Consider the following 18,705-nt stretch of genomic DNA (forward strand, 5'->3'; position numbering starts at 1 on the left):
AGTTTTTTAACGTGTGAGGTATAAGTAACCCGATTTAGATTTCCATTCTCCGTCTTTATATCTCAATACATAGAAATAAGTTCCTGCAGGTAATTCTTCACCTTTTCTTACAGTTAACCTTCCTTCTGAAATTCCACCAAAAAGATTTCCATTTTCGCCATATTCTTTGGCTTTATAGATAAGTACACCCCATCTATTGAAAATTTCCAGGGTATTCTCTTCATATAATTCCAGACCTTCAATGGTAAAGAAGTCATTAATTCCATCTCCATTAGGAGATAACTTTTGAACGACTCCCGGTCCATCTTCAAGACAGTCTGTTGAAATCGGATTTGGATCACAAATATTCAATGGATCACTCACTCCCGTTGCAATTGTTTCTGTTGAGGGATCATCTACTCCATTTACTTCTTCACCATCATTTAAACCGTCATTATCTGTATCTGCATCCTCAGGATCGGTTCCCGCTGAAGCCTCTTCTTCGTTCGTTAATCCGTCGTTATCGAGATCGCAGGTAGCAGAAGTTTGGAGCGGATCGCAAATATTAAGCGGATCGCTGACTCCTTCTGGTATTATATCTGTGGAATCATCATCAATACCCAGAACTTCTTCTCCATCGGTTAAGCCATCATTGTCAGAATCTGGATTTCCAGGATCTGTTCCCAGAGCAATTTCCTCTTCATTAAATAATCCGTCATTATCAAGATCAGAATCTGCTCCAAAACTCAATACGATCGTCTGACTTGTAATTCCGCCATTTTCATCGGTGGTAGTGATCTCAAAACTATAATCACCCGCTTCCAATAGCTCAGCATTTTCAACTGTAAGACTTCCATCTTCATTTAAGGTGACTCCTGCCGGAAGGTTACCATCGGTCAGTTCAGCATTTACAATTTCACCATCAGCATCAGCAACTGTTGCCAGTACATCGTCGTTTTCATATTGATTGATCGGCTTAGCATCGACTACGGTATAGATTGCTTCGGAATCTGAATCTTCTCCGAAACTAAGCACGATCGTCTGACTGGTAATTCCACCATTTTCGTCGGTCGTAGTGATCTCAACACTATAATCACCCGCTTCTAAAAGATCAGCATTGCTTACTTCAATGTTTCCATCAGCATTTAAGATTGTTCCAGCCGGAAGATTTCCGCCGGTCAGTTCCGCATTTACAATTTCACCATCGGCATCAGCAACTGTTGCCAGTACATCGTCGTTTTCATATTTATTGATCGGTTTAGGATCGGCTATGGTATAAATTGCTTCGGCATCAGAATCTTGTCCGAAACTAAGCACAATGGTCTGACTGGTAATTCCGCCATTTTCATCGGTTGTGGTGATCTCGAAACTATAATCGTCAGCTTCCAGAAGATTAGCATTTTTAACGGAAAGACTTCCATCAGCATTTAAAGATGTTCCAACCGGAAGATTTCCATCGGTCAGTTCAGCATTTACAATTTCACCATCCGCATCAGCAACTGTCGCCAGTACATCATTGTTATCGTATTCATTGATCGGAAGCGCATCGGCTATGGTATAGATCGCTTCGGCATCAGAATCTTCTCCAAAACTCAATACGATCGTCTGACTGGTAATTCCGCCATTGGCATCGGTAGTGGTGATCTCAAAACTATAATCACCGGCTTCCAGAAGATCAGCATTTTCAACTGAAAGACTTCCATCAGCGTTCAAAATAACACCTGGAGGAAGATTTCCATCGGTCAGTTCAGCATTTACGCTTTCACCATCCGCATCAGCAACTGTCGCCAGTACATCATTGTTATCGTATTCATTGATCGGAAGCGCATCGGCTATGGTATAGATCGCTTCGGCATCAGAATCTTCTCCAAAACTCAATACGATGGTCTGACCGGTAATTCCGCCATTCTCATCGGTGGTAGTGATAACAAAACTATAATCACCTGCTTCCAATAGCTCAGCATTTTGAACTGAAAGACTTCCATCAGCGTTTAAAATAACACCTGGAGGAAGATTGCCATCGGTCAGTTCAGCATTTACAATTTCACCATCCGCATCAGCAACTGTTGCCAGTACATTGTCGTTTTCATATTGATTGATCGGCTTGGCATCGGCTATAGTATAGATCGCTTCGGAATCAGAATCCGCTCCAAAACTTAAGATTATCGTCTGACTTGTAATCCCACCATTTTCGTCGGTAGTGGTGATCTCGAAACTATAATCACCGGCTTCCAGAAGATCAGCATTTTCAACTGAAAGGCTTCCATTTTCATTCAGAATCACTCCAGCCGGAAGATTACCATCGGTCAGTTCAGCATTTACAATAGCACCATCCGCATCAGCAACTGTTGCCAGTATATCCTCATTATTATATTCATTGATCGGACGCGCATCGGCAATCGTATAAATTGCTTCGGCATCAGAATCTGCTCCAAAACTCAATACGATCGTCTGACTGGTAATTCCACCATTTTCGTCGGTGGTAGTGATCTCAAAACTATAATCACCGGCTTTCAATAGATCAATATTTTCAACTGTAAGACTTCCATCAGCGTTCAAAATAACTCCTGGAGGAAGATTACCGTCGGTCAATTCAGCATTTACAATTTCACCATCCGCATCAGCAACTGTTGCCAGTATATCCTCATTATTATATTCATTGATCGGCCTGGCATCAGCTATGGTATAGATCGCTTGGGTATCAGAATCTTCTCCGAAACTAAGCACAATGGTCTGACTGGTAATTCCGCCATTTTCGTCGGTGGTAGTGATTTCAACACTATAATCACCCGCTTCCAGAAGATCAGCATTTTCAACTGAAAGACTTCCATCTTCATTTAAGGTGACTCCTGCCGGAAGGTTACCATCGGTCATTTCAGCATTTACAATTTCACCATCAGCATCAGCAACTGTTGCCAGCACATCGTTGTTATCGTATTCATTGATCGGTTTAGGATCGGCAATCGTATAGATCGCTTCGGCATCTGAATCTTCTCCGAAATTAAGCACAATGGTCTGACTGGTAATTCCGCCATTTTCATCGGTGGTGGTGATCTCAAAACTGTAATCACCCGCTTCCAATAAATTAGCATTTTCAACTGAAAGACTTCCATCAGCATTTAAAATAATTCCTGGAGGAAGATTGCCATCTGTCAGTTCTGCATTTACAATTTCACCATCCGCATCAGCAACTGTCGCCAGTACATCATTGTTATCGTATTCATTGATCGGAAGCGCATCGGCTATGGTATAGATCGCTTCGGCATCAGAATCTTCTCCAAAACTCAATACGATCGTCTGACTGGTAATTCCGCCATTGGCATCGGTAGTGGTGATCTCAAAACTATAATCACCGGCTTCCAGAAGATCAGCATTTTCAACTGAAAGACTTCCATCAGCGTTCAAAATAACACCTGGAGGAAGATTTCCATCGGTCAGTTCAGCATTTACGCTTTCACCATCCGCATCAGCAACTGTCGCCAGTACATCATTGTTATCGTATTCATTGATCGGAAGCGCATCGGCTATGGTATAGATCGCTTCGGCATCAGAATCTTCTCCAAAACTCAATACGATGGTCTGACCGGTAATTCCGCCATTCTCATCGGTGGTAGTGATAACAAAACTATAATCACCTGCTTCCAATAGCTCAGCATTTTGAACTGAAAGACTTCCATCAGCGTTTAAAATAACACCTGGAGGAAGATTGCCATCGGTCAGTTCAGCATTTACAATTTCACCATCCGCATCAGCAACTGTTGCCAGTACATTGTCGTTTTCATATTGATTGATCGGCTTGGCATCGGCTATAGTATAGATCGCTTCGGAATCAGAATCCGCTCCAAAACTTAAGATTATCGTCTGACTTGTAATCCCACCATTTTCGTCGGTAGTGGTGATCTCGAAACTATAATCACCGGCTTCCAGAAGATCAGCATTTTCAACTGAAAGGCTTCCATTTTCATTCAGAATCACTCCAGCCGGAAGATTACCATCGGTCAGTTCAGCATTTACAATAGCACCATCCGCATCAGCAACTGTTGCCAGTATATCCTCATTATTATATTCATTGATCGGACGCGCATCGGCAATCGTATAAATTGCTTCGGCATCAGAATCTGCTCCAAAACTCAATACGATCGTCTGACTGGTAATTCCACCATTTTCGTCGGTGGTAGTGATCTCAAAACTATAATCACCGGCTTTCAATAGATCAATATTTTCAACTGTAAGACTTCCATCAGCGTTCAAAATAACTCCTGGAGGAAGATTACCGTCGGTCAATTCAGCATTTACAATTTCACCATCCGCATCAGCAACTGTTGCCAGTATATCCTCATTATTATATTCATTGATCGGCCTGGCATCAGCTATGGTATAGATCGCTTGGGTATCAGAATCTTCTCCGAAACTAAGCACAATGGTCTGACTGGTAATTCCGCCATTTTCGTCGGTAGTGGTGATCTCAAAACTATAATCACCGGCTTCCAGAAGATCAGCATTACTCACTTCAATACTTCCATCAGCATTTAAAGATGTTCCAACCGGAAGATTGCCATCGGTCAGTTCCGCATTTACAATTTCACCATCCGCATCAGCAACTGTTGCCAGTACATCGTCGTTTTCATATTGATTGATCGGTTTAGCATCGGTGATGGTATAGATCGCTTCGGAATCAGAATCTTCTCCGAAACTAAGCACAATGGTCTGACTGGTAATTCCGCCATTTTCATCGGTGGTAGTGATCTCAAAACTATAATCACCCGCTTCCAATAGCTCAGCATTTTGAACTGAAAGACTTCCATCAGCGTTTAAAATAACACCTGGAGGAAGATTGCCATCGGTCAGTTCTGCATTTACAATTTCACCATCAGCATCAGCAACTGTTGCCAGTACTCCGTCGTTTTCATATTCATTGATCGGCTTGGCATCGGCAATCGTATAAATTGCTTCGGCATCAGAATCTTCTCCGAAACTAAGCACAATGGTCTGACTGGTAATTCCGCCATTTTCGTCGGTAGTGGTGATCTCGAAACTATAATCACCTGCTTCCAGAAGATCAGCATTTTCAACTGAAAGGCTTCCATTTTCATTCAGAATCACTCCAGCCGGAAGATTACCATCGGTCAGTTCAGCATTTACAATTTCACCATCCGCATCAGCAACTGTTGCCAGTACATCGTCGTTTTCATATTGATTGATCGGTTTAGGATCGGCTATGGTATAAATTGCTTCATCATCTATAGAATTTACTGTAACGGTCACTGTACCGGTATTGCCTTCTGAATTGGTATAAGAGAACGTGTCCTCCCCATTGAAATCTGCATCTGGTATATATTTCACCGTGCCATTATCATTGATACTTACTGCACCATTGGCTGGCTGAGTCACACTGGTTACCGCGGATTTATCATCCACATCGGTATCATTGGCGACCACATCGATATCCACCACAGTATCCTCATTTGTTGTAGGAGTATCATCGTTTATCGTAGTCAGTTCGTTAACGTTTTCTACACTCACCGTCCAGGATTCAGAATCAGTATTTCCATCCGCATCGGTAGCAGTCAAGGTCACTTCATAACTATTATCGGTATTGGCATCAGCTGGGTTCTCAAAATCTTTTTCGGTCAGGGTCACCACACCGGTGTCTGCATTAACCTCAAACAGGGCAGCATCGGCTCCACTAATGGTATAGGTCACACTGCCAATAGGGGCATCTCCTGCCAGGCTTGGGGTTACACTGGTGTATTTACTATTCTCATCGATGGTCGCATTATTGATGGTGTTAATGGTAAAGTCGGCAGTCTCGGTGACATCGGTCACCCTCACGCTCCATGATTCAGAATCAGTATTTCCATCGGAATCGGTAGCGGTGATGGTTAGCTCATAATTATTATCGGAATCGGTATCTACGGGGTTTTCAAAATCGCGGGCGATCATACTCACTACCCCATTACTGGAATTGATGGTAAAGTCAGCAGCATCATCTCCACTGAGACTGTAGGTCACCGTTCCAATAGGTCCTCCGGTAATGCTTGGGGTCTCACTGGTATAAGCAGTATTTTCAGCTACACTGGCATCTGCAATAGGATCGATACTAAAGCTTACCGCTTCGCTCACATTCTGCACAGCAACCGTCCATGCTTCGGAATCAGTATTTCCATCAGCATCGGTAGCGGTCAGGGTCACTTCATATACATTATCGGTATTGGCATCGGCGGGGTTCTCAAAATCTTTTTCGGTCATGGTCACTACCCCGGTATTGGCATTGACCTCGAATAGGGCCGCATCGGCTCCGCTAATGGTATAGGTCACACTGCCAATAGGAGCATCGCCTGCCAAACCAGGGGTTACACTGGTGTATTTGCTGTTTTCATCGATGGTCGCATTATTGATGGTGTTAATGGTGAAATCAGCAGTCTCGGTGATATCGGTCACACTCACGCTCCATGATTCAGAGTCAGTATTTCCATCGGAATCGGTAGCGGTGATAGTTACTTCATAACTATTATCGGTATTAACATCTACCGGGTTTTCAAAATCGCGGGCGATCATACTCACCACCCCATTACTGGAATTGATGGTAAAGTCAGCAGCATCATCTCCACTGAGACTGTAGGTCACCGTTCCAATAGGTCCTCCGGTAATGCTTGGGGTCTCGCTGGTATAAGCAGTATTTTCAGCTACATTATCATTCTCGATGGGATCAATGCTAAAGCTTACCGCTTCGCTCACATTCTGCACAGCAACCGTCCATGCTTCGGAATCAGTATTTCCGTCGGCATCGGTAGCGGTCAGGGTCACTTCATATACATTATCGGTATTGGCATCGGCGGGGTTCTCAAAATCTTTTTCGGTCATGGTCACTACACCGGTATTGGCATTGACTTCAAACAGGGAAGCATCGGCTCCACTGATGGTATAGGTCACACTGCCAATAGGAGCATCACCTGCTAAACCAGGGGTTACACTGGTGTATTTACTGTTCTCATCGATGGTCGCATTATTGATGGTGTTAATGGTAAAATCCGCTGTCTCATTAACATCGGTCACATTCACACTCCATGATTCAGAGTCAGTATTCCCATCGGAATCGGTTGCAGTAATGGTTACTTCATAACTATTATCGGTATCAGTATCTACGGGGTTTTCAAAATCGCGGGCGATCATACTCACCACCCCCTTACTGGAATTGATGGTAAAGTCAGCAGCATCATCTCCACTGAGACTGTAGGTCACCGTTCCAATAGGCCCTCCGGTAATGGATGGGGTCTCGCTGGTATAGGTATTGTTCTCAGCTACACTGGCATCTGCAATAGGATCGATACTAAAGCTTACCGTTTCTGCAATATTTTGAACACTCACCGTCCATGCTTCGGAATCGGTATTTCCATCAGCATCGGTAGCGGTCAGGGTCACTTCATATACATTATCGGTATTGGCATCTGCCGGGTTCTCAAAATCTTTTTCGGTCATGGTCACCACGCCGGTGTTTTCATCCACTTCAAACAAAGCAGCATCGGCTCCGGTGATGGTATAGGTCACACTTCCAATAGGAGTGTCTCCTGCCAGTGTTGGAGTAGGTCCGGTATAGGCACTGTTCTCATTTACTGTGGCATCATCAATAGCATCGATAGTAAAGTCAGCTGTCTCAGTCTGATCAGTTACACTTACACTCCATGATTCAGAATCGGTATTCCCATCACTATCAGTAGCAGTGATGCTTACTTCATAGATGTTATCGGTATTGGTATCTACGGGAGCCTCAAAGTCACGGGCGACCATGCTCACCACCCCGGTACTGGCATTGATGGTAAAGTCAGCCGCATCATCCCCACTAAGGCTATAGGTTACACTTCCAATAGGCCCACCGGTAATGGATGGGGTCTCACTGGTATACGCCGTGTTTTCTACTACTGTATCGTCTGCAATTGCATCGATGGTAAAAGAAGCAGCTTCTGCAATATTCTGCACACTTACGCTCCAGGACTCGGAATCAGTATTCCCGTCGTCATCGGTAGCAGTCAGGGTCACTTCATATACATTATCGGTATTGGCATCGGCCGGGTTTTCAAAATCTTTTTCGGTCATGGTCACCACGCCGGTATCAGCATCTACTTCAAACAGAGCAGCATCGGCTCCGCTGATGGTATAGGTCACACTGCCAATAGGAGCATCACCTGCCAAACCAGGGGTTACACTGGTGTATTTGCTGTTTTCATCGATGGTTGCATTATTGATGGTGTTAATGGTAAAGTCGGCAGTCTCGGTGACATCGGTCACACTCACGCTCCATGCTTCAGAATCAGTATTTCCATCGGAATCGGTAGCGGTGATAGTTACTTCATAACTATTATCGGAATCGGTATCTACCGGGTTTTCAAAATCGCGGGCGATCATACTCACCACCCCATTACTGGAATTGATGGTAAATTCAGCAGCATCATCTCCACTGAGACTGTAGGTCACCGTTCCAATAGGTCCTCCAGTAATGGATGGGGTCTCACTGGTATAAGCAGTATTTTCAGCTACATTATCATCCTCGATGGGATCAATGCTAAAGCTTACCGCTTCGCTCACATTCTGCACAGCAACCGTCCATGCTTCGGAATCAGTATTTCCATCGTCATCGGTAGCAGTCAGGGTCACTTCATATACATTATCGGTATTGGCATCGGCCGGGTTTTCAAAATCCTTTTCGGTCATGGTCACTACTCCGGTATTGGCATTGACTTCGAACAGGGAAGCATCGGCTCCGCTGATGGTATAGGTCACACTGCCAATAGGAGCATCTCCTGCCAAACCAGGGGTTACACTGGTGTATTTACTGTTTTCATCGACCGTAGCATTGTTGATGGTATTGATTGTAAAATCAGCTGCTTCGGTCTGATCTGTAACCGTTACACTCCATGATTCAGAGTCAGTATTCCCATCACTATCGGCAGCGGTGATAGTTACTTCATAACTATTATCAGAATCGGTATCCACGGGGTTTTCAAAGTCACGGGCGACCATGCTCACCACCCCGGTACTGGCATTGATGGTAAAGTCAGCCGCATCATCCCCACTTAAAATGTAGGTCACCGTTCCAATAGGCCCACCGGTAATGGATGGGGTCTCACTGGTATAGGCCGTGTTTTCAGCGACACTGGCATCGGCAATAGGATCAATGCTAAAGCTTACTGCTTCTGCAATATTCTGCACACTTACGCTCCAGGACTCGGAATCAGTATTCCCGTCGTCATCGGTAGCAGTCAGGGTCACTTCATATACATTATCGGTATTGGCATCGGCCGGGTTTTCAAAATCTTTTTCGGTCATGGTCACCACACCGGTATCTTCATTGACCTCGAATAGGGCCGCATCGGCTCCACTAATGGTATAGGTTACACTTCCAATAGGAGCATCACCTGCCAAACCAGGGGTTACACTGGTGTATTTGTTGTTTTCATCGATGGTGGCATTGTTGATGGAATTGATAGTAAAATCAGCCGTCTCAATAACGTCGGTCACACTCACGCTCCATGATTCAGAGTCAGTATTTCCATCGGAATCGGTAGCGGTGATAGTTACTTCATAACTATTATCGGTATTAACATCTACCGGGTTTTCAAAATCGCGGGCGATCATACTCACCACCCCATTACTGGAATTGATGGTAAAGTCAGCAGCATCATCTCCACTCAAAGTGTAGGTCACCGTTCCAATAGGCCCTCCGGTAATGGATGGGGTCTCACTGGTGTAGGCGCTATTCTCAACTACATTATCATCCTCGATGGGATCAATGCTAAAGCTTACCGTTTCTGCAATATTCTGCACAGCAACCGTCCATGCTTCGGAATCAGTATTTCCATCGTCATCGGTAGCAGTCAGGGTCACTTCATATACATTATCGGTATTGGCATCGGCGGGGTTCTCAAAATCTTTTTCGGTCAAGGTCACTACACCAGTATTGGCATTGACTTCAAACAGGGAAGCATCGGCTCCACTAATGGTATAGGTTACACTTCCAATAGGAGCATCTCCTGTCAAACCAGGGGTTACACTGGTGTATTTGCTGTTTTCATCGACCGTGGCATTATTGATGGTGTTAATGGTAAAGTCGGCAGTCTCGGTGACATCGGTCACATTCACCGTGAGGGTCTGAGTATCGGTCAGGGTTCCATCAGTTACCGTGACGATCGCTTCATATTCGTTATCACCACTTCCTTCAAAATCAGGAGCAACCTTAAAAGTGAGTTCTCCCGTATCTGTATCTAAATTAAATAAAGCTGCATCACTTCCACTTAGCGAGTAGGTAAGTCCGCCACCATTTTCAGTTTCTCCATCGACATCGGTAGCATCCCAATCGATCACATTACCGGTGCTATTTTCAGCATAGTCTACCTCATGGGTGGGAGCACCTGCATTAGTCGTAATTAGGGGGTTTTCGTTCTCATTACTTATTTGAACTGCCCAGGCTTCACTATCTGAATTGCCTTCGGTATCTGTTGCTATTACTATTAGTTCATAAGTGTTATTAGTATCATCGTCTTCAGGATTTTCAAAATCCCGGGCAACCATGCTTACTATCCCGCTGTCGGCATTAATGCTAGAACTACCAGCATCTTCACCTCCAAGGGTGTAGGTCACCTTTCCAACCGGCGTATCTCCAGAAAGAACCGGCGTAGGGCCTGTATATGATGTATTTTCACTAATTACAATATCATTAATTGCATCAATGATAAAATTAACTGCAGGAGGGGCCGAAGCATCTATAGTGATAGTAAAAGCAATATTTTCAGAAAAACAGCCAGTTGTGGGATTTAATACTCTTATAATCCCATTATAGATACCCTCTGTTGCAGAACCTGGTACCGAAATCTCAATCGGTGATGTAGGGAGACTTATAGCTGTTGAAATATCCACAAAGCCTGCTGAATTGGCTGTCGAATCAAAATCTAATACATAATTTACAGGATTGTTAATAGCATTGGTGTAGCTAATAAATGCCGAAGTTTCACTATCACTTATAATAGGATTGGTTCCAAGTGTGATAGCAGGCAAAGGGTTTACAGTTACCGGTATTGAAGGGATTATAATTCTATCGCAAACTATCCCGATTTTTTGTGCGCGGATTCTGACATCTGTAACTGAAGTTTTTAAACCAAAAGTTGTAAGTGAAATTGAAGACCCTGTTCCAAGTAGGGCCGGTCCAATCCCGGTATTGGTTTGATCTATCAGTTCGTAAACTATATTTTCTTCAGTGTCATTTACCTGAAAGGTAATGGTTTCATTCTGGCATACGGTTGTGCTCGTTGTCGCACCAAATACTTGTGAGGCCGGTTGTTTACACTGAACAGTTACTCCATTAGAAGGATCACTCTCGCAAAAGTCTACCGTAGGGCTGGTTACAGTGACTGTTGCTTCTCCTCCAGCATATAATTTATTGAAAGGCGTGTCTAAACCAGTAATGGTCCATTCCTGGACAGAGGCTACACCAACTACCTGATTAACTGTTGCCGTAGCACCTTCAATAGCTACCCCATCCATATATAGTTGAATAGTTAATTCAACACTCGTACTGGCAAGGGCTTCACCGGTGATGGTCGCGTCTCCTTCCACAATAGGATCAGAAGTAATACTCAGATTTGGGGAAGGAGTTTTGCTTCTTACAAGAACTTCATTTGAAAATTCACTTACAATTTCTCCTGAAGTCTGAGCTGTTGCAGAAATATATCTTCCAATTAGTATATTTAAACCTGTGGCTGTCCAGGAACCATTAGACTTTACGGTTGTTGTTCCTTCCAGGTTTGCCATTCCACCTTCGGTTAAGCTGGAATAAATTTTTATTTCTGAACCTGCATCCTCTGATGATACGCCATTTACAGTATTTACGGTCATTCCTCCAGAAAGACAGTATTCACCAGTAACTATAGGAGTAGCAGATTGTGAACTCACAGTCGCGGAAGTTTCGGCCTTGCAGCTTCCAGATTCTACAGATCGTATTAGAATTTCATCTCCCTGGGACAATCCAGACACGTCAAAGTTCCAGTTACCATCAGTTGCGTTAAAAACTTTCTGTTCTTCCCCATTGATAATTAAAGTAACGATGGCTCCGTTAGTTGCTGTTCCGGTTATAGATGTATCAGATTCAAGTATTGGAGTGTTAGATATTACCGGAGCTGAAGAAGTTGAAGTGGTATCATAACAAAATTCTGCTTTTGAAGATTCACATTTTCCGGGTTCCGTTATTGTGAAGTAATAAACACCAGCAGGGATTTTACTTCCTTTAGCGGTAAATACCCAGCTCCAGTCACCTGGTGGGTATCCCTTTGGATTTTCATCAAGACCATTTAAACGACTTCCATCGGCATTGTAAATCTTCAGATCATAATCTCCCGTAGCTGGGGAAGATCCTGTGAATGTTTTTCCGCCGTTAGCAGTTCCAAATCCAAATGGAGGTGAAGAACAGGTAGCCCCTACAGTTGTTTCGTTACAGTCTGAATATGATTCTGATTTTTCTGAAGTCCCTGTAGATGAAGCGACCGCTTCAGAAACTTTTGCTGTTGCAGAAAAAACTTCGTTCCCTTCCGCCGGGATTAATCCCGATAATGTCCAGCTTCCTGAACTTACTGAGGTAGTTCCTTGTGAAACCTCGTCACGAAAAACTTCGATAGTTGTACCATCCACCTCAGAAGATGTTCCGGTAATTGATGTGGCACCTACAGCTATAGGTCCTGTAATTGAAGGACAGGCGGCTCTGGGAGGTAATGTAGCTCCCGATCCAATTTCGGTAACACTGGTTGGAGGAAAAACATTGATTAGCTCTTCCCATAAACCATCGGTTATTCCCGTAGTATCGTCAATTCCTCCTAAATCGGAAATTCCGTTATTCCCTGTTGCAGCTTTCGGATTGATCACCGTGTTTCCTACCATTCGTAGCGGAGTATCTACTGTTATAGAAGGGAAAGCTGCAGTAATATCAGCGAACGGGATGTAGAAATCATAGAAGTAATCATCATCTCCGCAAATTTCAGAAAGCGCAATACTTTTTTGAGCAAAATTATCATAAGGCCTATCTGTAACAGCATCTCCAATTTCTCCAGGAGAAACGGTTCCATCTACATCATAAAGACCAACTCCAAAATTAGTTCGTAAAACAACTTCAATTTCAAAACCAGGATTTCCGGGAATACTATTGGGATCTGAGGCGCCAAATTTTTGATCGGTATCAATGAGAATAGAATATCCTTTAGAATTTTCAGCGGTACCACCCAAACGAAAGCGAAACATAAGATTTTCGCCATCCATGTAAGTGTATATGGTATTGTTGTCTTCAGATTTTACCAGGTCTGTAAATTTACAATCCGGGCCCGGTCCTAAGTCACTATCTGGTTCTGAAGCTCCTACAGAAGGGAGCGGAGTGTAAGGAATTTCACTCTCAGTTTCATCATTTTGAAAAAATCCCTGATTGGTTTCAGAAGAATAACCATCTACATTAGGATCTAAAACAGCCTGACCACTTCCGGCAGCTTTTTTATATATAAGTCCTTTTGTTTGTGCAGAAAGGTGCGTATTGGATATTATAAGAAGAATAAAAAATATTCCGAGGGGTAAAAATTTCTTCATATTAGAAATTTAGAAAATTGTATAAACAGAGATTGAGAATTTATTAGATATAGACATATCCCCTTATCGACCTTGGAGTTTCTTTTTCATGAATAAAAGATTTGGGTTGTTAATATATACGTATTGTAGTGACTAAAGATCTTAAAACTAAGTTAAAATATGAGTTTTCATCGATAAAACAGTGGTTATAATCGATGATATTTAAAAATTAAAGTTTTTTTTGGCAATCGGCTGTAAGCCATTGAAACAAAAAAACATAGCATAAGTGAGAGATTAGAAATATCTACAAAATTTATTTAGCCGAAGCAAAAATATGAACTATTAAAAGCGATTAAAATGGAATAATGATAGACGGTATCATTAACAGTTTAAGCGGCGCATGTTTCATGATAAACGGTTTCAGATTGATTATAGGAAGGGAAATATCTTTTAGTACCTAAATTATACCTGCAATAAAAAAGCCGACTCGTTAAAGTCGGCTTTTTTATTGGTGCGGGCGAGAGGACTCGAACCTCCACACATTGCTGCACTAGATCCTAAGTCTAGCGTGTCTACCAATTCCACCACGCCCGCATTTAAAGTTTCACAACACTTAGGACTCGTTGTGATTCCCTGCTTAATTACTTAAGCGGGTGCAAATATAATTATAGTTTTTAAATTTCAAATACTGATGCAAGAAAATATTGAAAAAATTATTTGAAATGATGAACGTCTGAAATTGGATGTTTTCAAGCTATTGATTATCAGAATATCCCTGAATCATAATTTTTTTAGAAAAATTGAGAAAATTTAGGGCAGACTTATGAAAAGACGCGAGTTATGAAGTTTAGTTTCCAATCATATCTTAGTAACTTTACGCAAACTTGAAATTAAATTCATGGATTCAATAAAAGAATATTTAGAAAATAATAAAGACAGGTTTGTGGAGGAATTGATAGATCTTTTAAAGATCCCTTCAATTTCAGCCAATCCTGCAAATAAATCTGATATGCTTAAGGCGGCAGAAGCAGTAAAGAAAAGATTGCTGGAGGCGGGTTGCGACCTGGCTGAAGTTTCAGAAACTCCCGGTCACCCTGTAGTGTATGCTGAAAAGATCATTGATAAGAATCTGCCAACAGTGCTGGTTTATGGACATTATGACGTTCAGCCGCCAGATCCATTAGATCTCTGGGATTCACCACCGTTTGAACCCGTGATCAAAGAAACAAAGATCCATCCGGAAGGAGCCATTTTCGCCAGAGGTTCCTGTGATGATAAGGGTCAGATGTATATGCATGTAAAAGCCATGGAATATATGACTCAGAATGATGAACTTCCATGTAACGTGAAATTCATGATCGAAGGGGAAGAAGAAGTAGGTAGTGAACATTTGGAATGGTGGATTAAAGAAAATAAGGAAAAACTTCAGAATGATGTGATCCTTATTTCAGACACCGGAATGATTTCAAAAGATACTCCTTCTATTACCACAGGACTTCGCGGACTTTCTTATGTGGAAGTTGAAGTGACCGGTGCCAACCGTGATCTGCATTCAGGACTTTATGGTGGAGCAGTGGCAAATCCGCTGAATATTTTAAGTGACATGATCGCTCAGTTAACAGACGAGAATAATCATATTACTATTCCCGGGTTTTATGATAATGTGGAGAATTTAAGCGACGAAGAAAGAGCTAAAATGGCGGAAGCTCCTTTCAGCCTGGAAGAGTATAAAGAAAAACTGGATATCAAAGACGTTCATGGTGAAAAAGGTTATTCGACCCTGGAAAGAGGCTCCATAAGACCAACCCTTGATGTGAACGGAATGTGGGGAGGTTATATTGGAGAAGGAGCTAAGACGGTACTTCCTTCAAAAGCCTATGCAAAAATTTCTATGCGTTTAGTGCCTAACCAGGATCATAAAGAGATCACCGAGTTATTCAAAAAGCATTTTGAAAGTCTGGCGCCAGATTCTGTAAGAGTAGAGGTGAAACCACATCATGGCGGTTATCCTTATGTAACTCCAATAGATACAATTGGTTACCAGGCGGCGAGTAAGGCGTATGAGGAAACCTTTGGAAAAACACCAATTCCGCAGAGAAGCGGGGGAAGTATTCCCATTGTTTCCCTTTTTGAAAAAGAACTGGATAGTAAGATCATTTTAATGGGCTTTGGTTTGGATACTGATGCGATCCATTCTCCAAATGAGCACTTTGGGGTGTGGAATTATCTAAAAGGCATTGAAACCATTCCGTGGTTTTACAAGCACTTTACGGAAATGAGTAAGTAATTTTAACTGTCATTCCGAACAAAGTGAAGGAATCGCATAGATCTGAGCAATATCTAGTATGATTGAGACTGCTTTGGCAGTTACACTTCCCTCGCAGGTACATAGTGATGAACTTAAATTAACAAACGTCTTTTGTTGATTGTCATTTCGACCAACGGGAGAAATCTCTAAGCAAGATTAACTTCTAAAATCAGATTTCTCAGTCGCTTTGCTTCATCGAAATGACATCTATTTTTTCTGTCATTCCGAACGAAGTGAAGGAATCTCATAGATCTGAGCAATATCTAGTATTATTGAGACTGTTTCGGTCGTTACACTCCCTCGCAGTGACTTCCCAATTGGCTTTCCGAAACTATAGAGACGGAACGTTATCATAAGATGCTAAAATATATGTAGCAAAACGAGGAATCAGAATATTCAATTTTGATTCCTCGTTTTTATATCTTTGCACCTCAAATTTTTTAACAACATGAACAAAATAGTAAGTACGTGTCTATTAGCTACAGCGCTAACTTTTGTGTCCTGTAACGAGGATAAAAAGGATACAGCAGATAAAGCTCAGACAGAAAAGACTTCAGAAGATTTCGATTTTCAGGCAGATGAATTTGCAGACCTTAAGATCCTGCGTTATCAAATCCCGGGGTGGGAGAATTTAAGCTTGAAAGAACAAAAACTGGTTTATTACCTAACCCAGGCGGGGCTTTCAGGACGTGATATTATCTGGGATCAGAACTATCGTCATAACCTGAAAATTCGTGGGGCATTAGAGAATATCTACGCTAATTACGAAGGAGAAAAATCTGGTGATGATTGGGATACTTTTGAAACCTATTTAAAAAGAGTATGGTTTAGTAACGGTATCCACCATCATTATTCAAATGCTAAATTGAAGCCGGAATTCAGCAAAGAATATTTCGATACTTTATTGAAAGAAACCAATACCGATCTTACCGGAGAGGCTTACGAAGTGATCTTCAGCGAAAAGGATGCTAAAAAAGTAAATCTTAATGAAGCTGATGGACTTTTAAAAGGTTCTGCAATTAATATGTATGGAGCTGATGTAACTGCCGACGAGGTGGATGCCTTCTATGCAAATAAAAAATCTCCAAATCCGGAAAAGCCATTGGCATATGGAATCAATACCAAGTTGGTGAAGGAAAATGGAAAATTGGTAGAAAAGGTTTATAAGAGCGGCGGACTTTACGGAGACGCGATAGATGAAATCATAAAGTGGCTGGAAAAAGCTAAAGGCGTTGCTGAAAATGAAAAGCAGGCGAATGCTTTAGGTCTTTTGATCGATTATTACAATACTGGGGATCTTCAAACCTGGGACGAGTATAATGTTGCCTGGGTAGAAGCTACCGAAGGGAATATAGATTATATCAACTCGTTTATTGAGGTATATAACGATCCAAAAGGTTACACCGGATCTTATGAAAGCATTGTTCAGATCAAAGATTTTGATATGTCGGCGAAAATGAGCAAAGTAGAACAGAACGTTCAGTGGTTCGAGGATAATTCTCCAATCATGGACGAGCATAAAAAAGATTCTGTAGTAGGAGTTACTTACAAAACAGTGATCGTTGCCGGGGAATCTGGAGATGCTGCACCAAGTACTCCAATTGGAGTAAATCTTCCAAATTCCAGCTGGATTAGAAAACAACATGGAAGTAAATCGGTTTCTTTAGGAAATATTATCAATGCTTATGAAAATGCCGGAGGAACTAATAAATTAAAGGAATTTGCTCATGATGAAGAGGAAATTGCCCTTTCAGAAAAATACGGAAATCAGGCAGATAAATTACATACAGCACTTCATGAGGTAGTAGGTCATGCTTCCGGGCAATTGAATAAAGGAGTAGGGACTACAAAGGAAACTTTGAAGAGTTATGCTTCAACCATGGAAGAAGGTCGTGCAGATCTTGTAGGGCTTTATTATTTGATGGATCCAAAACTGGAAGAACTTGGTCTTACAGATAATTCTGAAGAACTGGGGAAAGCTGCTTACAACGATTATATCCGTAACGGATTAATGACTCAATTGGTGAGACTGGAGCCTGGAGAAGATGTAGAAGAAGCTCACATGAGAAACCGCCAATGGGTAAGTGCCTGGGTTTTTGAAAAAGGTAAAGACGAAGGAGTGATCGAAAAAGTGGAAAAAGAAGGTAAGACTTATTATGATATTAAGGATTACCAGAAATTACGTGAGCTTTTTGGTGAATTGCTTAAAGAAACTCAGCGTATCAAATCTGAAGGAGATTACGAAGCTGCTAAAAATCTGGTAGAGAACTACGGTGTAAAAGTAGACCAGAAGATTCATAAAGAGGTGTTGGATAGAAATGCGAAATTCAAATCGGCTCCATATAGCGGATTCATTAATCCGGTATTGGTTGCTGAAATGGATGAAAAGGAAGAGATTACTGCCATTAAAGTAACTCAACCTGCATCTTTTGAAGAGCAAATGATGATGTACTCTAAAAATTATAGCTTTTTAACTGAAAAGAAAAAAGCTAAGAAAGAAGAGACTGCAGAAGCAGAAATGTAAACTTTCTTCTTCTGAACATAAAAAAAGCGTGGCAATTGCCGCGCTTTTCTATTTCCAGACTGTAGGTAATGTTGGTTGTCATTTCGACCAAGGGGATAAATCTCTTAGTAGCTAAATTTCCGTTATGAGATTTCTCAGTCGTTTTACTTCTTCGAAATGACTTGAAAATGTCATCCTATGTTTGTAGATAGGACTTATTTTATTGTTAATCCATTATTTTGTAGGTTAATAATAAAGGGAGAAAGAGCAAGGCAATTATTTGTCATTTGTCTTAAAGACCGTTCTGAATGCTTGCCCCTTT

The 18,705-nt window shown here is 41.9% G+C and carries 3 protein-coding genes and 1 tRNA gene; 2 read left to right on the forward strand and 2 right to left on the reverse strand.

All coding sequences use genetic code 11. From position 1 onward, the window contains the following. Nucleotides 1–6: 6 nt before the first annotated feature. Nucleotides 7–13,593 (reverse strand): Ig-like domain-containing protein, encoded by a 13,587-nt coding sequence (locus GFO_RS00270; protein ID WP_011707983.1) that lies wholly within the window; start codon nt 13,591–13,593, stop codon nt 7–9. Nucleotides 13,594–14,081: 488 nt separating this feature from the next. Then, nucleotides 14,082–14,166: transfer RNA gene (locus tag GFO_RS00275), tRNA-Leu, on the reverse strand. 304 nt (nt 14,167–14,470) lie between these two features. Between GFO_RS00275 and GFO_RS00280 the strand changes: the two genes are divergently transcribed. Together GFO_RS00280 and GFO_RS00285 are read left to right on the forward strand one after the other, a co-directional pair. Continuing rightward, nucleotides 14,471–15,859 (forward strand): dipeptidase, encoded by a 1,389-nt coding sequence (locus GFO_RS00280; RefSeq protein ID WP_011707984.1) that lies wholly within the window; start codon nt 14,471–14,473, stop codon nt 15,857–15,859. Nucleotides 15,860–16,328: 469 nt separating this feature from the next. Then, nucleotides 16,329–18,404 (forward strand): dipeptidyl-peptidase 3 family protein, encoded by a 2,076-nt coding sequence (locus GFO_RS00285; RefSeq protein ID WP_011707985.1) that lies wholly within the window; start codon nt 16,329–16,331, stop codon nt 18,402–18,404. Nucleotides 18,405–18,705 lie beyond the last annotated feature (301 nt).

It is taken from the genome of Christiangramia forsetii KT0803 (assembly GCF_000060345.1).
Classification (GTDB): Bacteria; Bacteroidota; Bacteroidia; order Flavobacteriales; family Flavobacteriaceae; genus Christiangramia; species Christiangramia forsetii.